We start from the raw sequence: 21,142 nt of genomic DNA on the forward strand, positions 1-21,142 counted from the left end.
CCGAAAGCACTAGAGGCCGCCGAAGTCAAGCACTTGACCGGCGCCAGTGAGCGAATCAATTTCGCCAAGATTAAGAAAGTTATTGAGTATCCGGACTTTCTGGACGTGCAAGTGCAGTCGTTCCAGGAGTTCTTTCAGCTCGAAACTGCCGCTGCGAGCCGCACGAACGAAGGTTTGTTCAAGGTGTTTGCCGAGAACTTTCCGATATCGGACTCGCGCGAAAACTTCGTGCTGAACTTCATTGACTATCACGTTGACCCACCGAAATACACGGTGGATGAGTGCATCGATCGCGGTCTGACCTACGCAGTGCCGCTAAAAGCGAAGTTGCAGCTCATTTGCAACGATAAGGATAATGAGGACTTCCAGACTATTGAGCAGGAAGTTTTCTTGGGCAACATTCCGTACATGACGGAAAAGGGCTCTTTCGTTATCAACGGTGCCGAGCGTGTTATCGTATCGCAACTGCACCGCTCGCCGGGCGTTTTCTTTGCCCAGAGCAAGCACACCAACGGTACGAAGCTGTATTCAGCCCGTATCATCCCGTTCAAAGGTTCGTGGATTGAGTTCGCCACGGACGTGAACAACGTAATGTACGCCTATATCGACCGGAAGAAGAAATTCCCGGTTACTACGCTGCTCCGCGCCATCGGTTATGGCACTGACAAGGACATCTTGGACTTGTTTGGTCTGAGCGAAGAGGTGAAGGCTGACAAGAAGAGCCTCAAGAAGGCCGTTGGCCGCAAGCTGGCCGCTCGGGTGCTCCGCACTTGGACGGAAGACTTCGTGGACGAGGACACCGGTGAGGTAGTTTCCATCGACCGGAACGAAGTACTCTTGGAGCGTGACTCGACAATCAACGAGGAAGATATTGACACCATCGTAGAAGCTGGTGCCAAGTCGGTTATTCTGCACAAGGAGAATGTAAACATTGCGGATTTCGCAATCATTTACAACACCTTGCAGAAGGACAATTCTAATTCGGAGAAAGAAGCCGTTGAGCAGATTTACCGTCAACTCCGTAACACGGAAGCTCCTGACGAAGAGACTGCTCGCGATATTATCCAGAAGCTGTTCTTCTCGGACAAGCGCTATGACCTTGGTGAAGTAGGCCGCTACCGGATTAACAAGAAGCTTCAGATTGGTATGGAGCAGCAGTCACGGGTACTGACAAATCAGGATATCGTGCTGATTGTGAAATACCTGATTGGCTTGATTAACTCAAAGGCCATTGTCGATGACATTGACCACTTGAGCAATCGCCGCGTCCGCACTGTGGGCGAGCAGCTTTACGCCCAGTTCGGCGTAGGTCTGGCCCGCATGGCGCGTACCATCAAGGAGCGTATGAACGTGCGCGACAACGAGGACTTTAAGCCAGTTGACCTGATTAACGCCCGCACACTTTCGAGTGTGATTAACTCATTCTTCGGTACCAACCAGCTGTCGCAGTTCATGGACCAGACTAACCCGCTGGCCGAAGTGACGCACAAGCGTCGCGTATCGGCACTCGGGCCAGGAGGTCTGTCGCGTGAGCGCGCTGGTTTCGAAGTACGTGACGTTCACTACACGCATTACGGTCGTCTTTGCACCATTGAAACGCCGGAAGGTCCGAACATTGGTCTGATTTCGTCGCTTTGCGTACACGCTCGTGTGAACTCGATGGGATTCATCGAGACGCCCTACCGCCACGTGAAAGCAGGTACAGTAGATATGACTTCTAACGTGAAGTTTCTGACTGCTGAGGAAGAAGATACGCACCACATCGCGCAGGCTAACTCGTTGCTCAACAACGACGGCCAAATGACGCAGACACTGGTGAAGGGTCGCTTTGAAGGCGACTTCCCTGTTGTTGAGCCGGGCGAGTATACGTACATGGACGTAGCTCCGAACCAAATTGTATCGGTAGCTGCTTCACTGATTCCGTTCTTGGAGCATGATGACGCCAACCGTGCGCTCATGGGCTCGAACATGCAACGTCAAGCAGTGCCGCTGCTCCGTCCTGAAGCTCCAATTGTAGGTACGGGTCTAGAAGGCCGCACGGCTATCGACTCGCGTTCGCTCATCATCGCTGAAGGCGAAGGTATAGTTGACTCGGTAGATGCTAACCGCATCATTATCAAGTATGACTTGAGCGAAGACGACGTAGCCGTGAGCTTCGACGCTGAGCGTAAATCGTACAGCCTCATTAAGTTTCGTCGTACCAACCAAGATACTTGCCTCAACCTCACGCCGCTGGTGAAAAACGGAGAGCGGGTGACTAAAGGTCAAGTGCTTTGTGAAGGCTACGGCACGAACAAAGGTGAATTAGCCTTGGGCCGCAACATGCAGGTAGCCTTTATGCCTTGGCAGGGTTATAATTTCGAGGATGCCATTGTCATCTCGGAGCGCGTGGTGCGCGAGGACATCTTCACTTCAATTCACATCGAAGAGTTTGAGTTGGAAGTACGCGAGACTAAGCGTGGCGAAGAAGAGCTTACCTCGGAGATTCCGAACGTGAGTGAAGAAGCCGTGCGTAACCTCGACGACAATGGTATCATCCGTCTCGGCGCGGAGGTGAAGGAAGGTGATATCCTTATCGGTAAGATTACGCCGAAGGGCGAAACTGACCCTACTCCCGAGGAGAAATTACTTCGCGCCATCTTTGGTGACAAAGCCGGCGACGTGAAGGATGCCTCGCTCAAGGCGCCGCCCTCTTTAAACGGAGTAGTTATCGGTACCAAACTTTTTTCGCGTCCTAAAAAGGATAAGAATCTTCGCGCTAAGTCGAAGAAAGAAGTGGAAGACCTGAAAGAAGGCTACGCGCGTGAATTGCGTGGCGTGAAAGCAATTATGATTGATAAACTGGTGGGCTTGCTAGAAGGCAAGACGAGCCAGGGTATTAAGCACCGCTTTGGCGACGACGTGCTAACAAAAGGTGTGAAGTTCAACCGGAAGAACATCAGCGAAGCGCTGTTTCCCGACAAGAACGCCTACCGTGACGAAAGTAACTATGCAGTGCCAGAAGAGGTTAACCTCTTCAAGGACTTGCAGCTGGACCATTGGACAGCCGATGCCCGCGTGAATGAGTTATTGCTGCGCTTAGTGAAAAACTATGCTAAGCGCCGTAACACTATCACGGCTCGCTTTAAACGTGAACGCTTCACACTGGAAGTAGGAGATGAATTGCCCGCCGGCATTGTGCAGCTAGCCAAAGTCTATATCGCTAAAAAGCGTAAGCTGAAAGTAGGTGATAAAATGGCTGGTCGCCACGGTAACAAGGGGGTAGTAGCTCGCATCGTGCGCGATGAGGATATGCCTTTCTTACCCGATGGTACGCCAATGGACATCGTACTAAACCCGCTCGGTGTACCAAGCCGAATGAACATTGGTCAGATTTATGAAACTGTACTTGGATGGGCTGGTCTGAAAATGGGTCGTACTTACGCGACGCCGATTTTCGACGGTGCTACTGAGGACGAAGTGGCTCATGAGCTAACCGAGGCTGGCCTGCCAGACTGGGGTAGGGCTTATCTCTACGACGGTTTGAGCGGCGACCGTTTCGACCAGCCAGTGACCGTAGGCGTGATTTACATGCTCAAACTGGGTCACTTGGTTGACGACAAAATGCACGCTCGTTCCATCGGACCGTATTCGCTCATCACGCAGCAACCGCTGGGTGGTAAGGCCCAGTTCGGTGGCCAGCGCTTTGGCGAGATGGAAGTATGGGCGCTAGAGGCTTTTGGTGCTTCCAACGTGCTCCAGGAAATCCTGACTGTGAAGTCGGATGATGTAGTAGGCCGTGCCAAAGCGTACGAAGCTATTGTAAAAGGTGATGTATTGCCCAAGCCGAATATCCCCGAGTCATTCAACGTGTTGATTCACGAGCTACGCGGTCTGGCGCTGGAAATCACGCTAGAGTAGTAAATATGCTTGCTAAGAGTTGGTCGCTAATGCGGCCGACTCTTAGCAAGTTTTATAAAGTTTAGTTGAAAAGGGGTTGGTACGAAACAGCTGTCCCGAGACAGGTCAGGGTAGTGAAGGAACCAGCCACTTATAGTTTATAGATGAATAGATAAGACCTGACGAGAATCTACTACGCGGCGTACCTGTCTGACCCGTAGAGCACTTTTCGTAGCGTCAAACTGTTAGAGAAGACTCTGGCAGTTCAAAGCCAAACAGCTAAAAGCTTAACACATACCTAATGGCTTTCGCAAAAAATAAGAAGTTAGTTCAAGACTTCTCCAAGGTTACTATTTCGCTAGCTTCGCCGGAAGGAATTCTAGAGCGTAGCACGGGCGAAGTAGTTAAGCCTGAAACGATTAACTACCGTACGTACAAGCCCGAAATGGGTGGCTTGTTCTGCGAGCGGATTTTCGGTCCGGTAAAAGACTGGGAATGTCACTGTGGCAAATACAAGCGCATTCGCTACAAGGGCATTATCTGCGACCGTTGCGGTGTGGAGGTGACCGAGAAGAAAGTGCGTCGTGAGCGCATGGGTCACATTGAGCTGGTAGTGCCCGTAGCCCACATCTGGTATTTCAAGAGCCTGCCGAACAAAATCGGCTACCTGCTGGGCTTGCCCACCAAAAAGCTCGACCAGATTATTTACTACGAGCGCTACGTAGTAGTGCAGCCCGGTGTGCAAGCCGAAGAAGGTGTACAGCAACTAGACTTCCTTACGGAGGACGAGTACTTGGACATCATCGACAAGCTACCCCGCGAAAATCAATTGCTGCCGAACGAAGACCCTCAGAAATTCATCGCTAAGATGGGTGCCGACGCGCTGCAGATGCTGCTCGAACGTATCAACCTTGATGAGTTGAGCTATTCGCTCCGCGACTCGGCGGCGCACGAAACTTCGCAGCAGCGTAAGGCTGAGGCTTTGAAGCGTCTACGCGTAGTGGAGGCTTTCCGTGATGCCGCTACCCGTGTGGAGAACCGCCCCGAGTGGATGGTAATCCGCATGGTGCCAGTTATCCCGCCGGAACTGCGCCCGCTGGTGCCGCTGGATGGTGGTCGCTTCGCGACTTCCGACTTGAACGACTTGTACCGTCGTGTTATCATCCGTAACAACCGCCTCAAGCGCCTGATTGAAATTAAGGCTCCTGAAGTGATTCTGCGGAACGAGAAGCGTATGCTGCAAGAGGCAGTTGATTCGCTCTTCGACAACTCGCGTAAGGTGAATGCTGTGCGTGCCGAAGGCAACCGTGCGTTGAAGTCGCTGTCCGATATGCTAAAAGGCAAGCAGGGCCGTTTTCGTCAGAATCTGCTCGGTAAGCGCGTTGACTACTCGGGTCGTTCTGTAATCGTTGTGGGTCCTGAGTTGAAGCTGCACGAGTGCGGCCTACCCAAGAACATGGCGGCTGAGCTGTTTAAGCCGTTCATTATCCGTAAGCTCATCGAGCGCGGTATTGTGAAAACGGTGAAGTCGGCCAAGAAAATTGTGGACCGCAAGGATGCTGTAGTTTGGGATATTCTGGAGAACGTGCTGAAAGGCCACCCAGTATTGCTAAACCGGGCTCCAACGCTTCACCGCTTGGGTATCCAGGCGTTCCAACCGCGCCTCATTGAGGGTAAGGCTATCCAGTTGCACCCACTCGTTTGTACGGCATTTAATGCTGACTTTGACGGTGACCAGATGGCTGTGCACGTGCCCCTCGGACCGGCCGCTATCTTGGAAGCCTCTATGCTCATGTTGGCGTCGCACAACATCTTGAACCCTGCCAACGGCGCGCCCATCGCGGTACCGTCGCAGGACATGGTTCTAGGTCTGTACTACGTAACCAAAGGCAAGCGCTCAACTGAAGGTGAAACCATTCAGGGCGAAGGCCGCGCTTTCTATTCGGACGAAGAAGTTGTTATCGCCATCAACGAAAAGCAGCTGTCGAAGCACGCCTATATCAAGGTGCGCACGATGGTTCGCGATGAGAATGACAACCTCGTTCAAAAAACCATCGAAACCGTAGCCGGCCGCGTGCTATTCAACCAACTCGTGCCAGCCGAAGTAGGTTTTGTAGATGAACTGCTGACTAAGAAGAAGTTGCAGCAAATCATTTCGATGGTGTTCAAGCGTACGGGCATGGCTCGCACCGCTCAGTTCCTAGATGACATTAAGACTCTTGGGTTCCAGTCGGCCTACAAAGGCGGCTTGAGCATGGGTCTGGGCGATATCCAGATTCCGAAAGAGAAAGACATCCTTGTAAAGCAGGCCCAAGCTGACGTAGCTGCCGTAATGCAGAACTACCAGATGGGTCTGATTACCAACAACGAGCGTTACAACCAGGTAATTGACATCTGGACGCGTATCAACTCGCAGATTACGGAGACGCTGATGGGCCGCCTCGAAAAGGAGAACCAAGGCTTCAACTCCATCTACATGATGATGCACTCCGGGGCCCGCGGTTCACGTGAGCAGATTCGTCAGCTCGGCGGCATGCGTGGCCTGATGGCCAAGCCCCAGAAGTCGATGCAGGGCTCGGTAGGCGAGATTATTGAAAACCCGATTCTGTCTAACTTCAAAGAAGGTCTAGACGTAATCGAGTACTTTATCTCGACCCACGGTGCGCGTAAAGGTTTGGCTGACACAGCTATGAAGACGGCAGACGCTGGCTACCTAACCCGTCGTCTGGTAGACGTTTCGCAGGACGTTATCGTGAACGAGCCCGATTGCGGCACGCTACGCGGTACCGAAACCTTCGCGCTGAAAGACAACGAGGATATCGTAGAGCCGCTGTCCGAACGTATCCTCGGCCGTACGGCTGTACATGATATCATTGACCCGCTGACCGACGAGCTGATTTTGGCCGCCGGTGAGCAAATCACGGAGGAAATCACCCGCCGCATTGATGCTACTAGCATTGAGTCGGTGGAGATTCGCTCGGTACTGACTTGCGAAAGCAAGCGTGGTATTTGTGGCAAGTGCTACGGCCGCAACTTGGCTACCGGCCGTATGGTGCAGAAAGGTGAGGCCGTTGGCGTTATCGCTGCCCAGTCGATTGGTGAGCCCGGCACGCAGTTGACGCTCCGCACGTTCCACGTAGGTGGTACGGCTTCTAACATTGCAGTAGAGGCTAACATCCGCGCTAAGTTTGCTGGTATTGTGGAGTTCGAAGATATTCGCACCGTAGCCGGTGTAAATTCGGAAGGCGCTGAAACCAACGTAGTGATGGGTCGTTCAGGCGAAGTGCGGATTGTGGAGAAAGGCACTGGTAAGGTGTTCATTTCGAATCACGTTCCGTACGGCTCGTTCCTCTTGGCTAAAGAAGGCCAGGAAGTAGAGAAAGGCCAGGAGCTCGTTAACTGGGACCCGTACAATGCCGTTATTTTGGCCGAGTTCGATGGTATCATCCAATATGATGCCTTAACCGAAGGCGTTACTTACCGTGAGGAGACCGACGAACAGACGGGCTTCCGCGAGAAGGTAATTGTTGAATCGAAGGACAAAGCCCAGAACCCCTCGGTACTGTTGAACCCAGCTAAAGGCGCTGATGCTGATACCGCTCGGGCTTACAACATGCCGGTAGGCGCTCACTTGAACGTCGAAAACGGCACTAAAGTGAAAGCTGGTCACATCTTGGCAAAAATTCCACGTGCCGTAGGCAAAACCCGTGATATCACCGGTGGCCTACCCCGTGTAGTGGAGCTGTTCGAAGCGCGTAACCCCTCGAACCCGGCCGTTGTGTCGGAAATCGATGGCGTAGTAACCTACGGTACGGTGAAGCGTGGTAACCGCGAAATCTACGTGGAGTCGAAAGACGGTGTGAAGCGGAAGTACATGGTGCCGCTGTCGAAGTTTATCCTCGTGCAGGACAACGACTTCGTACGCGCTGGCGCTCCTCTCTCCGATGGTGCCATCACCCCGAACGACATTCTGAATATTCAGGGTCCGGGCGCGGTGCAAGAATACCTCGTGAATGAGATTCAGGAAGTATACCGTTTGCAGGGTGTGAAAATCAACGACAAACACATTGAAGTTATCGTCCGCCAGATGATGCAGAAAGTGCTTGTAATGGACGCCGGCGATACCAGCTTCCTCGAGAATCAACTCGTGGACAAAGGCTCGCTGATGGAAGAGAACGACATCGTTATCGATATGAAAGTCGTGACCGATGCCGGCGATTCTTCGGAGTTTCGTCCTGGTCAGATTATCTCTTCCCGCAAACTGCGCGATGAAAACTCGTCGCTCCGCCGCCGCGACCTCAAGCTTGCCGAAGTGCGCGATGCGCAGCCTGCCGTTTCGCGGCCCACACTGCAAGGTATCACGCAGGCCTCGCTGGGTACTGCCTCGTTCATCTCGGCTGCTTCCTTCCAGGAGACGACCAAGGTGCTGAGCGAAGCTGCTATCCGTGGCAAGGCCGACGAACTGCTGGGCTTGAAAGAGAACGTAATTGTCGGTCACCTTATCCCCGCCGGTACTGGCTTGCGCGAGTACCAGGGTATTGAGGTGTCTTCGAAAGAAGAGCAAGCCACTAAACTGGCCAACCAAGCTGCTGAGCAGGCTAGCATTCCCGCTAAGCGTCCGTCGCGCGCCAAACGCGAGACTACCGTTCAAGACTAACGATTGACGTAGGTTTGTAAATGAAAAGCCGACCAGTGAGAGCTGGTCGGCTTTTTCGTTTTAAATGCCGTTGTTTGTGCTTCGCTATGCTAGTCCGAGAGACACAGTACATGACATTAATATATTGTCTTTATGCAACCGTCCCAACCCCAAAACCCTGATCCCAACGCGCTCAACATTGAGCTAAGCGAGGAAATTGCCGAAGGTGAATACGCCAACCTTGCCCTCATCGCGCATAGCACGAGCGAGTTTGTGGTAGACTTTATCCGCATGATGCCAGGCATACCCAAAGCAAAGGTGAAGTCGCGCATTATCCTCACGCCCGAGCACGCCAAGCGTTTGCTTTCAGCTCTGGAGGAAAACATTCAGCGCTTCGAACAGAGCTACGGTCCAATCAAGCTACACCAAGAAATGCCGAGCTATCCGATGAATTTTGGGGGTGCCGTGGGAGAGGCGTAGATTATCATTTCTCTTACTGCAAAGAAATGGAAAATTAACTTTTTCAGCGAGTTTGCTATTGCCAAACTATTTTCTTACCTTTGCAGGCCTGAAAATTTGGGAGCAAACGGCTTCCGTTCAACTAATCGCTAAATGCCAACCATCAACCAACTAGTACGGAAAGGCCGTGAGGCTTTGACTACCAAGTCGAAGTCGCCCGCTCTTGATTCGTGCCCGCAGCGTCGGGGCGTATGCACTCGCGTGTATACCACCACGCCTAAGAAGCCGAACTCGGCTATGCGCAAAGTGGCCCGTGTGCGCCTTACCAACGGTAAGGAAGTAAATGCATACATTCCCGGTGAAGGCCACAACCTCCAGGAGCACAGCATTGTGCTTATTCGTGGAGGCCGGGTAAAAGACCTGCCAGGTGTTCGTTACCATATCATCCGTGGTGCACTCGACACTGCCGGCGTAAGCGGTCGTTTGCAGCGTCGTTCTAAGTACGGTGCCAAGCGTCCGAAGCCCGGTCAGCCCGCAGCAGCGGCAGGCAAAGGTGGCAAAGGCGCACCCGCTAAGAAGAAGTAATTTATTAGTTGTCAGTTGCTAGGTGAGAAGGGGGTAGGGATGCCAAACAGCCCTACCCCCCTCTTAGCTAGCAGCTAACAACTGACAACTATATAAACCATGCGTAAGTCAAAACCCAAAAAGCGTATCCTCCTGCCGGACCCGAAGTTCAAGGAGACGCTCGTAACCCGCTTCGTCAATTACATGATGTATGACGGGAAGAAAAACCTGGCGTACACCATTTTCTACGATGCCGTAGAGCAGGTGGAAACCCGTACCAAAGAGAACGGCCTCGAGCTGTGGCGCAAAGCGTTGAACAACGTAATGCCGACCGTAGAGGTAAAAAGCCGCCGCGTAGGTGGTGCTACGTTCCAAGTGCCGATTGAAGTGCGCGCCGACCGCCGCATTGCAGTTGGTTCGAAGTGGCTGATTCAGTATGCTCGTCGCCGTGGTGAGAAAACCATGAAAGATAAGCTGGCTGGCGAAATCATTGCTGCTGCCAAAGGTGAAGGTGCTGCCGTTAAGAAAAAGGACGACACCCATCGAATGGCCGAAGCCAACAAAGCTTTCTCGCACTTCCGTTTCTAATCTATCGGGCGTTTAGCGGGTTGTTGAGTTTAGATTGAATGTTTAACCAGTTCTGGTTGTCTTCTCCTCTGAACTCAACAACCCGCTAACGCGCTAATTAACCTATCCGTAATGGCAGTCAATAAAGAACTCCAATACCTGCGCAACATCGGCATCATGGCCCACATTGACGCGGGCAAGACGACGACTTCGGAGCGCATTCTGTATTACACCGGCAAAACCCACAAAATCGGAGAAGTGCACGATGGTGCCGCTACGATGGACTGGATGGAGCAAGAGCAGGAGCGTGGTATCACCATCACATCGGCTGCTACTACTACCTTCTGGAACTACCCGACTGATGCTCAGGGCAACACGATTCCGGATACGCACCAGTATAAAATCAACCTCATTGATACCCCTGGTCACGTTGACTTTACGGTGGAGGTAGAGCGTTCGTTGCGCGTACTCGATGGTGCTGTGGCTCTTTTCTGCGCCGTTTCGGGCGTAGAGCCGCAATCGGAAACCGTATGGCGTCAGGCTGATAAGTATAGTGTTCCGCGCATTTGCTTCGTCAACAAGATGGACCGTGCTGGCGCCGACTTCTTTAAGGCTGTAGCTGAAATCAAGGACAAGCTTGGCGCTAACCCCGTGCCGCTGCAAATTCCGATTGGTGCTGAAGATACTTTCAAAGGTGTAGTTGACCTGCTCACTGGCAAAGCCATTGTGTGGGACGACGCTACCGAAGGCAAATCGTACAACGAAGTTCCGGTTCCCGAAGACCTCGTGGACACAGTAGCTGAGTGGCGCGAAAAGCTCATAGAGAGCGTAGCCGACTACGATGACACCTTGATGGAGAAATTCTTCGAGGACCCAGAAAGCATTACCCGCGAAGAAATGATGGTCGTTATCCGCAAAGCGGTAATCGACATGAAGTTCTCGCCAGTGTTGTGTGGCTCAGCTTTCAAAAACAAGGGTGTACAGACGATGCTGGATGCCGTAATGGCTTACCTGCCGTCGCCCCTCGATATGCCCGCCATCATCGGTACCAACCCCGATACTGGTGCTGAGGTAGAGCGTCACCCCGACAACTCGGAGCCGTTCACCGCCTTGGCGTTCAAAATTGCTACTGACCCTTACGTAGGTCGTCTGTGTTTCTTCCGTTGCTACTCGGGTGTACTGAATGGTGGTTCGTACGTGCTGAACAACCGCACTGGTAAGAAGGAGCGTATTTCGCGCCTTATGCAGATGCACTCTAACAAGCAGAACCAAATCGACAGCATCCAAGCAGGTGATATCGCAGCCGGGGTAGGCTTCAAGGATATTAAAACGGGTGATACGCTTACCGATGAGAAGAACCCTGTCGTTCTCGAGTCGATGTCGTTCCCTGAGCCGGTAATCGGCTATGCTATCGAGCCTAAGACACAGGCTGACGTTGACAAGATGGGTATGGCTATCGCCAAGCTCATTGAGGAAGACCCGACCCTACGTGTGAACACCGACGAAGAGACTGGCCAGACCGTATTGCGCGGTATGGGTGAGCTCCACTTGGAAATCATCATCGACCGGATGCGTCGTGAATTCAAAGTTGAAATCAACCAGGGCGCCCCACAGGTAGCTTACAAGGAGATTTTGACCAAGAAAGTTGACCACCGCGAGACGTACAAGAAACAGACTGGTGGCCGTGGTAAATTCGGCGACATCGTGTTTGAACTTGGTCCTAAAGAGACCGAGCCAGAAAAGCCTGGCTTCGAGTTTGATAATGCCATTGTAGGTGGTGTCATCCCCCGCGAATTCATCCAGCCCATCCAAAAGGGCTTCGAAGAGGCTATGCGTCAGGGTCCCCTGGCTGGCTTCCCCATTGAGGGCATGAAGGTGCGTCTGTACCATGGTTCGTTCCACGACGTTGACTCAGACGCCTTGTCGTTCGAGCTCGCCGCCCGCGGTGGTTTCCGTGAGGCAGCTCGTAAGGCTGGTCCGAAATTGCTGGAGCCTATCATGAACGTAGAGGTAGTTTGCCCCGATGAGTATACTGGTCCGGTAACAGGTGACCTGAACCGCCGTCGTGGGTTGATGAAAGGCATGGACACCAAAGGTGGTGCTCAGATTATTAAAGCTGATGTACCCTTGTCAGAGTTGTTCGGCTACGTAACCGACCTGCGCACACTTTCGTCGGGCCGTGCCTCGGCTTCGCTTACCTTCTCGCATTACGAGACAGTGCCGCAAAACATGGCAGATGCCATCATCGCCAAGATAAAAGGCGGTAAATAATTTCCTTTCAGCTTGTCACACTTCTGAGGCAATCGGCCTCTAAAAACCATGAACCAAAAAATCAGAATCAAGCTGAAAAGCTACGACCACAACTTAGTTGATAAATCGGCTGAGAAAATCGTAAAAGCGGTTAAAGCAACCGGTGCTATTGTAAGCGGTCCTATTCCGTTACCTACGGAGAAAGAGAAGTATACCGTATTGCGTTCGCCCCACGTGAACAAGAAAAGCCGGGAGCAATTCCAGCTTTGCACATATAAGCGTTTGGTTGACATCTTCTCGACCAGCAGCAAAACAGTGGACGCGCTCATGAAACTGGAATTGCCCAGTGGTGTGGATGTTGAAATCAAAGTCTGAGCTTAGTTCTTAATAAAAGCCCCATTAGCCCTTGCTGATGGGGCTTTTTTATTTGCAGAGAACCAAAAGCTATAGTGCTTCTTATAAAGTAATAGAATAGTTACTTATTTTAAGCCAAGGGTAGGGATTGTATAATGGTTACCTTTGCGAAAGGATATGGTACTAAGTGTGCCGCAATGAACAATTAGTAGTGTTTTCTGAATGCAGGAATATTTTTCAGAAGCAAGCTTCCAACGCGTAAGCGCATTTTGGTGTGTTCTGCTGATTATTGGACTATTTGTAGCCGAATGGGTAAGGATATTGCCGAGTGTTGGGGTGGCAGGCCTTTTTTTGACCAGTACCATATATGCTTATAAACATCCAGATGCAGTACGTAACCGTCAATACCTACCTTATTTAAGTTTAACTGGTGTATTCGGCTTGCATATTTTTAGTGCTCTTGCTAGGGGTAGTCTTTCTGATAGTCTAGTTCGGCAAGACTTAGTTCTTCAGTCGCCATTTTTACTATTGCCAATAGCTTTCTCTTTATTGCCTAATTGGCTAATACGATATAAACAATGCCTCTGGTTATTACTGATAGGATGTTGTTTATTTTCTGCTTTAGGAGCTACTATTAATTATTTGCTACATTCTCAACAAATAGAAAAGATTTATTTGCAATCAAAAGTGATGCCGACTGAGCCTGACCATATTCGATTTAGTCTATTAATTAGTATTGCTGTGATAGTCGGCTTAGTAATGCTGATTAGAGAAGGTGATAGCCTGAGTTTTTTAAAAAGAGTATTAATTCCTATTGCAATAATTCTGCTTTTTCTATTTCAACATCTGCTGGCAGTTCGAAGTGGTTTAGTGAGCATGTATGTAGCAGGAATGGCTTGGATAGGATGGCTTGGAATTCAGATGCGATATTGGAAAGCTGTTCTTACCATATTAACTTCAGCTTTTTTATTGGCAGGAATTAGTCTCTTATTCTTCCCTACTCTGCAGAATAAAATTATTAATACGCGCTCAGATACTGAGCAGATAGCAATAGTTCAATCAGCTAATAACTATTCTGTAACAGCCAGAGTCTATTCATATGAGGTAGCTAGTGTAATAATTAGACAACATCCTTGGCTAGGGGTAGGAAAAATTGGCTTAGCAAATAAAATGGCGATTGAATACAGTTATATGTTTCCTGAAATCGAATCTGACCGTTACGTTTTGCCTCATAATCAATTTATTTATAACTTAGCTGCTTATGGGATAATCGGATTGATAATTTTTCTGATAAGTTTTTATTATCCAGTTTTGTATGCATTGCGTCGGGGTAAGATTTTATTCTTGCTTATCTACCTGATTGTTAGCTTGTCATTTTTAGTTGAGTACACGCTTGAGAGTCACATTGGCCTCTTGATTAGTATCTTTTTCGCTCTTCTTTCATTAGCTCCCGAAGAGGGGGATAGTACAAAATATCGCGTTTGATTTGAGTGAACAAAAGTTCGATAAGGTTGGTATTGAGGTTAAGAATTTTGCTTATTAAACATATAAATAATTACGTATTTAATAAACGAAACAAGGCTAACAGCTTGGCTGAAAATTATTTCTCCTACAGTTTGGGTTTTTCCAACAAAAACTCTTACCTTTGCACTCCCTTAGCGAAAAGGCCACTCAGGCCTTTTCTTTTTGTGTCATTTAATATCCACTAGAATGCCTGGCATCATCGGTAAAAAAATCGGTATGACAAGCCTCTTCACTCCGGATGGGAAGAACATTCCCTGCACGCTCATCGAAGCGGGTCCGTGCGTAGTGACGCAGGTTAAAACTGTCGAAAACGACGGCTATAACGCTGTTCAGCTCGCTTATGGCGAGAAGAAGGCTAAACGTACCACTAAGGCCTTGGCTGGCCACTTCACCAAAGCCAGCACCACACCCAAGAAACGCCTCGTTGAGTTTCGCACCGACGACATCGCCACCTTCACGCTAGGCAGCACGGTTGAAACCTCGCTGTTCGAAGAAGGTGAGTTTGTTGACGTAGTAGGTACCTCGAAAGGTAAAGGTTTCCAGGGTGTTGTAAAACGCTATAACTTCCAAGGCGTGGGTGGTCAAACCCACGGTCAGCACAACCGTCTGCGTCACCCCGGTTCTATCGGTGCGTGCTCGTGGCCTTCGCGCGTATTCAAAGGAATGCGCATGGGTGGCCGCATGGGCACCGACCGCGTCAAGATTCAGAACCTGAAAGTGATGCGTATTGTAGCTGACAAGAACCTGATTCTGGTGAGCGGCTCGGTGCCCGGTGCCAAGAATGGCTACGTGTACCTGGAGAAATAACCTGCTAAGCTTACTAGAGATGGAACTGTCCGTATTCAATAGCAAAGGCGAAGACACCGGCCGCAAGGTTACGCTGTCCGACGCCGTGTTCGGCCACGAGCCGAACGAGCACGTCATGTACCTCGACGTGAAGCAGTACCTGGCCAACCAGCGCCAGGGTACGCACAAATCGAAGGAGCGCGCCGAAATCGCCCGCACCACCAAGAAACTGAAGAAGCAGAAAGGCACCGGTGGTGCCCGTGCTGGTTCGATGAAGTCGGGTGTGTTCGTAGGTGGTGGCCGCATGTTCGGTCCACGTCCGCGTGACTACAGCTTCAAACTGAACAAGAAGACCAAGCGTGTTGCACGTCTGTCGGCCCTTTCGGTGCTGGCTCGCGAAGGCAAAGTAGCTTTGGTTGAGAACCTAGCGTTCAGTGCGCCCCGCACGAAGGACTTCGTGGCCGTTTTGGATGGCCTGAAGCTCAACAACGGTCGCAAGACCTTGTACGTGGCTGGCGAAGCTGCCGACAAAAACCTGCTCCTCAGCGCCCGCAACGTGCAGAAGGTGAAGATTTCGACCGCCGTGGGCCTCAATACCCACGACCTGCTGAACACCGACACCCTGCTCTTGAGCGAGGATGGCCTGCGTTCGCTGGAGCAACTGTATACCGAGACCGCTAATAACTCCGCCGAATAATGAGCACGCTGAAACGCCCCATTATCACCGAGAAGGCTACTAGCCTCACCGAAAGCGGCCGCTACGTATTCGAAGTGGAACGCACGGCTAACAAGGTGCAGATTAAAAAAGACATCGAGCAGCTTTATGGCGTCAGCGTGATTAGCATCAACACGATGCGCACGATTGGCAAAATCAAGTCGAAGGCTACCAAAGGTGGCCAGGTTTCGGGTCGTCGCGCCCACGGCAAAAAAGCCGTTGTGACCCTGAAGGACGGTGACATCATCGATTTCTACGGCAATATCTAATTGCCTTCGCCGCAAAAGCCCAATTAGCTAGTAATGGCACTTAAAAAACTTAGACCAACCACGCCAGGCCAACGCTTCCGCGTGGCCCCGGCCTTCGACGAGCTAACGACGTCGACGCCGGAGAAGTCGTTGCTGACCTCGCTCAAAAAGAGCGGTGGTCGTAACTCTTCGGGTAAAATGTCAAACCGCTACATCGGCGGTGGACACAAGACCCAGTATCGTATCGTGGACTTCAAGCGTGACAAAGCCGGTGTTCCGGCCACGGTTAAGACCATCGAGTACGACCCCAACCGTACCGCTCGTATTGCCTTGCTGCACTACGCCGACGGCGAGAAGCGCTACATCATCGCCCCCGCTGGCCTGAATGTAGACACCGTTATCGTATCGGGCCCTGGTGTAGCTCCCGAAGTTGGCAATGCTTTGCCGCTCCGCGAGATGCCCCTCGGTACTATCGTCCACAACATCGAGTTGCAGCCCGGTCAGGGTGCCGCTATCGCTCGCTCGGCTGGCACCTACGCCCAGCTCGTAGCTCGTGAGGAGCGTTACGCTACCCTTAAGCTGCCTTCCGGCGAGATGCGCATGGTACTTGTTACCTGCACCGCCACGGTTGGTACGGTATCGAACGGTGACCATATGAACGTGGTGATGGGCAAAGCCGGTCGCAACCGTTGGGCTGGTCGTCGTCCCCGCGTTCGTGGTGTAGCCATGAACCCTGTTGACCACCCAATGGGTGGTGGTGAAGGTAAATCGTCGGGTGGTCACCCACGTAGCCGTAACGGTATCTTCGCTAAGGGTCAGAAGACCCGCAACAAGAACAAGTATTCTGAGAACCTGATTGTCAGCCGCAAAGGCAAGAAGTAATATATGGCACGTTCACTCAAAAAAGGGCCGTACATTGACTTCCGGCTCGAGAAAAAGGTAGAAGCGCTGGAAAGCGCTGGCAAAAAATCGGTGGTAAAGACTTGGTCGCGCCGCTCGATGATTTCGCCTGACTTCGTGGGTCACACCTTCGCAGTCCACAACGGGAACAAGTTCATCCCGGTCTATGTAACTGAAAACATGGTCGGCCACAAGCTCGGCGAGTTTGCGCCCACGCGCAACTTCCGTGGTCACGTCGCCAAAAAAGATAAAGGCAAGCGTTAAGATGGAAGCAGTAGCCAAACTCCGTAACGTGCCTACCTCGCCGCGCAAGATGCGCCTGGTAGCCAATCTGGTTCGCGGCAAGCGCGTAACCCAGGCCCTCGGTCTGCTTCGCTTTGAAGCCAACTCGGGTGCCGAGAAGGTTGAGAAGTTGCTTTTGTCGGCCTTGGCCAACTGGCAGCAGAAGAACCCCGAGGAGCGCATCGAAGACGCCAACCTTTGTGTAACCGAGATTTCGGTAGATGAAGGACGTCAGTTGAAGCGTCTGCGCCCCGCCCCCCAGGGCCGTGGTCATCGCATCCGCAAACGCTCGAACCACATCACGCTGACGGTTGGTCCGCAGCGTGAGTCGCAGATGTCGAAGAAAGAGCTGAATGCTCTGACGCGCCTCGCAGCTGCTACCCCCACTGAAACCCCCGCCAACGCTTAATTTATCATGGGACAGAAAGTAAATCCCGTTGGTTTCCGACTCGGCGTTATTAAAGGCTGGGACTCAAACTGGTACGGCGGCAAGGATTTTGCCGACAAACTCGTTGAAGACGAGAAAATTCGCAAGTACATCAACGCCCGTATCCAAAAGGGCGGTATCTCGCGCATCGTTATCGAGCGTACCCTGAAGCGGATTACCATCACCATCAACACGGCTCGTCCGGGTGTGGTAATCGGTAAAGGCGGCCAGGAGGTTGATAAGATTAAGGACGAACTCAAGGAAATCACCAAGAAGGACGTTCAAATCAACATCTTCGAGATTAAGCGCCCTGAGCTGGACGCTCGCCTAGTAGGTGAGAGCATCGCTCAGCAGTTGGCTGCTCGTATCTCGTTCCGTCGCGCCATGAAGATGTCTATTCAGGCTGCTATGCGGGCTGGTGCTGAAGGCATCAAAATTCAGTGCGGTGGCCGCTTAGGTGGTGCCGAGATTGCGCGCTCGGAGCAATACAAAGAAGGTCGTACCCCGCTGCACACGTTGCGCGCCGACATCGACTATGCTCTGTCGGAAGCCCAGACGGTGTACGGCAAAATCGGCATCAAGGTGTGGGTAATGCGCGGTGAAGTATTCGGCAAGCCCGACCTCTCGCCCAACCAAGTGCCTGCTGGTCAGCAAGGTGGCGAAGGTGGACGCGGCAACGACCGTGGCCCGCGCCGCGATGGTGACCGCGACCGTGGCCCTCGTCGTGATGGCGACCGTGGTGGTGACCGTGGCCCGCGCCGTGATGGCGCAGCTGGCGGCCCCCGTGGTGGTCAAGGCGGCCAAGGTGGCGGTGGCAACCGTGGTGGTCAAGGTGGTGGCCCCGCTGGCGGTGGCAACCGCGGCGGCCAAGGTGGCGGTCCTCGTCGCTAAGCAATTAAACTAGTCTGAGCCGTATCCTGAATCTTTTCGTTCAGGGTACGGTTCACTGCTAATATTTTTCAAGTTTTCTTTTTTTACTCAAATGTTACAACCGAAAAGGACCAAGTATCGCAAGATGCAAAAGGGTCGCGTAACAGGCCTAGCCTACCGCGGCAGCTCCATAGACTTCGGTTCGTTCGCGCTTAAGTCACTGGAAATCTCTTGGATTACGGCTCGCCAGATTGAGGCTGCTCGTATTGCCATGACCCGTGCCATGAAACGCGAAGGGCAAGTATGGATTCGCATTTTCCCAGATAAGCCAATTACCAAAAAGCCTGCTGAAGTGCGGATGGGTAAGGGTAAAGGTTCGCCTGAGTATTGGGTAGCCTGCGTGAAGCCTGGCCAAATCATGTTTGAATCGGACGGCGTTAGCCTCGAAACCGCAAAAGAGTCGCTGCGTCTGGCTGCTCAAAAGCTGCCGGTTCGTACCTCATTTGTAGTTCGTCGCGACTACGTAGAGAACGTTGCTTAATCCGATGAAAAACGAAGAAATCCGCGCCCTGTCGGTAGAAGACCTGCGCACTCAGCTAAAAACCGAGCAAACCAACGGCCAGCAGATGCGCTTTGCGCACGCTATCAGCCCGCTCGAAAACCCCGGCCGCTTGAAGGCCAACCGCAAAACCGTTGCTCGCCTGCAAACGGAAGTTTCGCGTCGGAACAATGAGCAGGCTTCTAACAAAGCTTAGTAATGGAACCGACTCAAGAAAACCTGTTGCCGGCTCACGACAACGCTTCGGACCGCAACATGCGCAAGGAGATTGTGGGCAAGGTGACCAGCAGCAAGATGGATAAGTCCATCACGGTTGCGGTAGTTGCAAAACACCAGCACCCGATTTACGGCAAGTTCGTGAGCAAGACCACCAAGTTCCACGCCCACGACGAGAAAAACGAGTGTGGCGAAGGTGACCTGGTGCGTATCATGAGCACCCGCCCCCTGAGCAAGACCAAGCGCTGGCGCTTGGTTGAAATTGTTGAACGTGCTAAATAATCCTGAACGATGATACAGCAAGAATCCCGCCTCACGGTAGCCGACAATAGCGGTGCCAAGGAAGTGCTCTGCATCCGCGTACTGGGTGGCACGGGCAAGAAGTACGCTACGGTTGGTGATAAAATCGTGGTAGCTATCAAGTCGGCTATTCCTTCGGGCAATGCCAAGAAAGGTACTGTTAGCAAGGCTGTTATCGTGCGCGTGAAGAAAGAAATCCGTCGTAAAGATGGTTCTTACATCCGCTTCGATGACAATGCGGCCGTACTGCTCAACAACAACGACGAGCCCCGCGGCACGCGCATCTTCGGGCCAGTAGCCCGCGAATTGCGCGAGAAGCAGTTCATGAAAATCGTATCGCTGGCCCCCGAAGTAATCTAACCAATGGCAACCAAAGCAAAAGCCCCGGTCGTGCAACTGCACGTGAAATCCGGCGACCTCGTGAAGGTTATTGCCGGCGACGAGCGCGGCAAAACCGGCACCATCAAATCGGTAAACCGCTCTACGCAGCGCGTTATCGTAGAAGGCCTGAACCTGGTAACGAAGCACAACAAGCCGAGTGCCAAGAACCCCCAGGGTGGCATTACCAAAATCGAGAGCCCCATGCACGTGTCGAACGTGAAGAAGGTTGATTCGGCCAACGCTTAATTCGTTACGATAATGGCTCGACTAAAAGATAAATATCAGAAAGAAGTAGTACCCGCGCTCCAGGAGAAATTCCAGTTCAAGAGCATCATGCAGGTACCGCGCATCACCAAAATCTGCATCAACCGGGGCATCGGTGCCGCTGTTGCTGACAAGAAATTGGTTGACAACGGGGTAGAGGAGCTGACGACCATTACTGGTCAGAAAGCTGTTCCAACCATTGCTAAGCGCTCAGTTTCGAACTTCAAACTCCGGGAAGGTATGCCCATCGGTGCGCGCGTTACGCTGCGCGGCGAGCGGATGTACGAATTCCTGGACCGTCTCTTGACGGTTGCCTTGCCCCGTGTACGGGACTTCAAAGGCATCAACGACAAGGGCTTCGACGGCCGGGGTAACTATACCCTTGGCGTGAAGGAGCAGATTATCTTCCCCGAGATTTCGATTGATAAAATCAAAGGCATCTCTGGTATGGATATCACCTTCGTAACGACGGCCGAAAACGACGAGCAGAGCTATGAGCTGCTCCGTGCTTTCGGTATGCCCTTCGCCAACGCTAAAAAGGAAGCTGAATAATGGCTAAAGAATCCATCAAAGCCCGGGCCCGCAAGCGCGTTGCCCTGGTAGCCCGCTACGCTGATAAGCGTAAGGCACTGAAAGCTGCCGGCGACTACGCTGGCCTCGACAAGCTGCCCCGCAACGCGTCGCCCGTACGTCTGCACAACCGCGACATGATTGATGGCCGCCCCCGTGGCTACATGCGTAAGTTTGGCATCAGCCGCGTTCGCTTCCGCGAAATGGCGCTGGCTGGTAAGATTCCCGGCGTGACCAAGTCGAGCTGGTAGTCTAGTAAGCTGCTAAGAATTGATTCCCAAGTTGAGGTTTTTGGACCTTGGCTTGGGAATTTTCTTTGGGCTAGGAGAGGGATAAGGAATAAAATTTGCCTAGCTCCTTGCATAAGTGCCAGACTTCCTGCTACCTTTGC

The 21,142-nt window shown here is 52.0% G+C and carries 22 protein-coding genes; all 22 read left to right on the top strand.

From position 1 onward, the window contains the following. The first annotated feature begins 33 nt into the window (after positions 1–33). Positions 34–3,900 carry a DNA-directed RNA polymerase subunit beta gene (rpoB, locus tag GO988_RS10110; RefSeq protein ID WP_157565440.1) on the top strand — a complete coding sequence of 1,289 codons (3,867 nt, stop codon included), beginning with the start codon at positions 34–36 and terminating at the stop codon, positions 3,898–3,900. Between the two features lie 280 nt (positions 3,901–4,180). After that, on the top strand, positions 4,181–8,536 hold the full coding sequence (gene rpoC / locus GO988_RS10115) for a DNA-directed RNA polymerase subunit beta' (protein WP_157564824.1): 4,356 nt from the start codon (positions 4,181–4,183) through the stop codon (positions 8,534–8,536). A gap of 132 nt (positions 8,537–8,668) precedes the next feature. Continuing rightward, positions 8,669–8,995: a DUF3467 domain-containing protein gene (locus tag GO988_RS10120; protein ID WP_157564826.1), complete on the top strand. Its 327-nt coding sequence runs from the start codon at positions 8,669–8,671 to the stop codon at positions 8,993–8,995. 132 nt (positions 8,996–9,127) lie between these two features. Next, positions 9,128–9,559, top strand: a complete 432-nt coding sequence (gene rpsL, locus GO988_RS10125; protein WP_068340417.1) for a 30S ribosomal protein S12 — start codon at positions 9,128–9,130, stop codon at positions 9,557–9,559. 99 nt (positions 9,560–9,658) lie between these two features. Further along, positions 9,659–10,126, top strand: a complete 468-nt coding sequence (gene rpsG / locus GO988_RS10130) for a 30S ribosomal protein S7 (protein WP_157564829.1) — start codon at positions 9,659–9,661, stop codon at positions 10,124–10,126. Positions 10,127–10,237: 111 nt separating this feature from the next. Beyond that, positions 10,238–12,376, top strand: coding sequence for an elongation factor G (gene fusA / locus GO988_RS10135; RefSeq protein WP_157564831.1), 2,139 nt, complete (start codon positions 10,238–10,240; stop codon positions 12,374–12,376). Between the two features lie 48 nt (positions 12,377–12,424). Further along, positions 12,425–12,730, top strand: a complete 306-nt coding sequence (rpsJ, locus tag GO988_RS10140) for a 30S ribosomal protein S10 (RefSeq protein ID WP_068340426.1) — start codon at positions 12,425–12,427, stop codon at positions 12,728–12,730. A gap of 201 nt (positions 12,731–12,931) precedes the next feature. Further along, positions 12,932–14,194 (top strand): O-antigen ligase family protein, encoded by a 1,263-nt coding sequence (locus tag GO988_RS10145; RefSeq protein WP_157564833.1) that lies wholly within the window; start codon positions 12,932–12,934, stop codon positions 14,192–14,194. A gap of 225 nt (positions 14,195–14,419) precedes the next feature. Next, complete coding sequence (gene rplC, locus GO988_RS10150) at positions 14,420–15,040, top strand: 50S ribosomal protein L3 (RefSeq protein ID WP_157564835.1); 621 nt, start codon at positions 14,420–14,422, stop codon at positions 15,038–15,040. A 19-nt stretch (positions 15,041–15,059) separates the two neighbouring features. Continuing rightward, the gene (gene rplD / locus GO988_RS10155; RefSeq protein ID WP_157564837.1) at positions 15,060–15,716 is read left to right on the top strand and encodes a 50S ribosomal protein L4; all 657 of its coding nucleotides are present in this window, start codon (positions 15,060–15,062) and stop codon (positions 15,714–15,716) included. Beyond that, positions 15,716–16,003, top strand: a complete 288-nt coding sequence (gene rplW / locus GO988_RS10160) for a 50S ribosomal protein L23 (RefSeq protein WP_157564839.1) — start codon at positions 15,716–15,718, stop codon at positions 16,001–16,003. The genes rplD and rplW overlap by 1 nt, the downstream gene beginning before the upstream one ends. A 33-nt stretch (positions 16,004–16,036) precedes the next feature. Further along, a complete protein-coding gene (gene rplB, locus GO988_RS10165; RefSeq protein ID WP_133656901.1) occupies positions 16,037–16,864 on the top strand; it encodes a 50S ribosomal protein L2 in 828 nt (275 codons plus the stop codon). Between the two features lie 3 nt (positions 16,865–16,867). Continuing rightward, a complete protein-coding gene (rpsS, locus tag GO988_RS10170) occupies positions 16,868–17,146 on the top strand; it encodes a 30S ribosomal protein S19 (RefSeq protein WP_068340444.1) in 279 nt (92 codons plus the stop codon). A 1-nt stretch (position 17,147) separates the two neighbouring features. Continuing rightward, positions 17,148–17,573: a 50S ribosomal protein L22 gene (gene rplV, locus GO988_RS10175; protein WP_157564841.1), complete on the top strand. Its 426-nt coding sequence runs from the start codon at positions 17,148–17,150 to the stop codon at positions 17,571–17,573. A gap of 6 nt (positions 17,574–17,579) precedes the next feature. Next, positions 17,580–18,482 (top strand): 30S ribosomal protein S3, encoded by a 903-nt coding sequence (gene rpsC / locus GO988_RS10180; RefSeq protein WP_157564844.1) that lies wholly within the window; start codon positions 17,580–17,582, stop codon positions 18,480–18,482. A gap of 91 nt (positions 18,483–18,573) precedes the next feature. Then, positions 18,574–19,002, top strand: coding sequence for a 50S ribosomal protein L16 (rplP, locus tag GO988_RS10185; protein ID WP_157564846.1), 429 nt, complete (start codon positions 18,574–18,576; stop codon positions 19,000–19,002). Between the two features lie 4 nt (positions 19,003–19,006). Continuing rightward, the gene (gene rpmC / locus GO988_RS10190; protein WP_157564848.1) at positions 19,007–19,216 is read left to right on the top strand and encodes a 50S ribosomal protein L29; all 210 of its coding nucleotides are present in this window, start codon (positions 19,007–19,009) and stop codon (positions 19,214–19,216) included. Between the two features lie 2 nt (positions 19,217–19,218). Then, a complete protein-coding gene (rpsQ, locus tag GO988_RS10195; RefSeq protein ID WP_133656906.1) occupies positions 19,219–19,518 on the top strand; it encodes a 30S ribosomal protein S17 in 300 nt (99 codons plus the stop codon). A gap of 9 nt (positions 19,519–19,527) precedes the next feature. Then, on the top strand, positions 19,528–19,896 hold the full coding sequence (gene rplN / locus GO988_RS10200) for a 50S ribosomal protein L14 (protein ID WP_068340463.1): 369 nt from the start codon (positions 19,528–19,530) through the stop codon (positions 19,894–19,896). 3 nt (positions 19,897–19,899) lie between these two features. Next, positions 19,900–20,163, top strand: a complete 264-nt coding sequence (gene rplX / locus GO988_RS10205; RefSeq protein ID WP_157564850.1) for a 50S ribosomal protein L24 — start codon at positions 19,900–19,902, stop codon at positions 20,161–20,163. 12 nt (positions 20,164–20,175) lie between these two features. Continuing rightward, positions 20,176–20,733: a 50S ribosomal protein L5 gene (rplE, locus tag GO988_RS10210; RefSeq protein ID WP_133656908.1), complete on the top strand. Its 558-nt coding sequence runs from the start codon at positions 20,176–20,178 to the stop codon at positions 20,731–20,733. Next, entirely contained in the window at positions 20,733–21,002 is a 270-nt protein-coding gene (gene rpsN / locus GO988_RS10215) for a 30S ribosomal protein S14 (protein ID WP_157564852.1), read from the top strand. Before rplE ends, rpsN begins: the two co-directional genes overlap by 1 nt. Positions 21,003–21,142 lie beyond the last annotated feature (140 nt).

The organism is Hymenobacter ginkgonis (assembly GCF_009755225.1).
Lineage (GTDB): Bacteria > Bacteroidota > Bacteroidia > Cytophagales > Hymenobacteraceae > Hymenobacter > Hymenobacter ginkgonis.

Coding starts and splice junctions, on each gene's coding strand:
- rplB (WP_133656901.1), top strand. CDS start 16,037: ATGGCACTTAAAAAACTTAGACCAACCACGCCAGGCCAACGCTTCCGC.
- rpsS (WP_068340444.1), top strand. CDS start 16,868: ATGGCACGTTCACTCAAAAAAGGGCCGTACATTGACTTCCGGCTCGAG.
- rpsL (WP_068340417.1), top strand. CDS start 9,128: ATGCCAACCATCAACCAACTAGTACGGAAAGGCCGTGAGGCTTTGACT.
- rplP (WP_157564846.1), top strand. CDS start 18,574: ATGTTACAACCGAAAAGGACCAAGTATCGCAAGATGCAAAAGGGTCGC.
- rplD (WP_157564837.1), top strand. CDS start 15,060: ATGGAACTGTCCGTATTCAATAGCAAAGGCGAAGACACCGGCCGCAAG.
- rpsJ (WP_068340426.1), top strand. CDS start 12,425: ATGAACCAAAAAATCAGAATCAAGCTGAAAAGCTACGACCACAACTTA.
- rpoC (WP_157564824.1), top strand. CDS start 4,181: ATGGCTTTCGCAAAAAATAAGAAGTTAGTTCAAGACTTCTCCAAGGTT.
- rplN (WP_068340463.1), top strand. CDS start 19,528: ATGATACAGCAAGAATCCCGCCTCACGGTAGCCGACAATAGCGGTGCC.
- rpmC (WP_157564848.1), top strand. CDS start 19,007: ATGAAAAACGAAGAAATCCGCGCCCTGTCGGTAGAAGACCTGCGCACT.
- GO988_RS10145 (WP_157564833.1), top strand. CDS start 12,932: ATGCAGGAATATTTTTCAGAAGCAAGCTTCCAACGCGTAAGCGCATTT.
- rpsQ (WP_133656906.1), top strand. CDS start 19,219: ATGGAACCGACTCAAGAAAACCTGTTGCCGGCTCACGACAACGCTTCG.
- rplV (WP_157564841.1), top strand. CDS start 17,148: ATGGAAGCAGTAGCCAAACTCCGTAACGTGCCTACCTCGCCGCGCAAG.
- fusA (WP_157564831.1), top strand. CDS start 10,238: ATGGCAGTCAATAAAGAACTCCAATACCTGCGCAACATCGGCATCATG.
- rpsC (WP_157564844.1), top strand. CDS start 17,580: ATGGGACAGAAAGTAAATCCCGTTGGTTTCCGACTCGGCGTTATTAAA.
- GO988_RS10120 (WP_157564826.1), top strand. CDS start 8,669: ATGCAACCGTCCCAACCCCAAAACCCTGATCCCAACGCGCTCAACATT.
- rpsN (WP_157564852.1), top strand. CDS start 20,733: ATGGCTAAAGAATCCATCAAAGCCCGGGCCCGCAAGCGCGTTGCCCTG.
- rplE (WP_133656908.1), top strand. CDS start 20,176: ATGGCTCGACTAAAAGATAAATATCAGAAAGAAGTAGTACCCGCGCTC.
- rpsG (WP_157564829.1), top strand. CDS start 9,659: ATGCGTAAGTCAAAACCCAAAAAGCGTATCCTCCTGCCGGACCCGAAG.
- rplX (WP_157564850.1), top strand. CDS start 19,900: ATGGCAACCAAAGCAAAAGCCCCGGTCGTGCAACTGCACGTGAAATCC.
- rplC (WP_157564835.1), top strand. CDS start 14,420: ATGCCTGGCATCATCGGTAAAAAAATCGGTATGACAAGCCTCTTCACT.
- rplW (WP_157564839.1), top strand. CDS start 15,716: ATGAGCACGCTGAAACGCCCCATTATCACCGAGAAGGCTACTAGCCTC.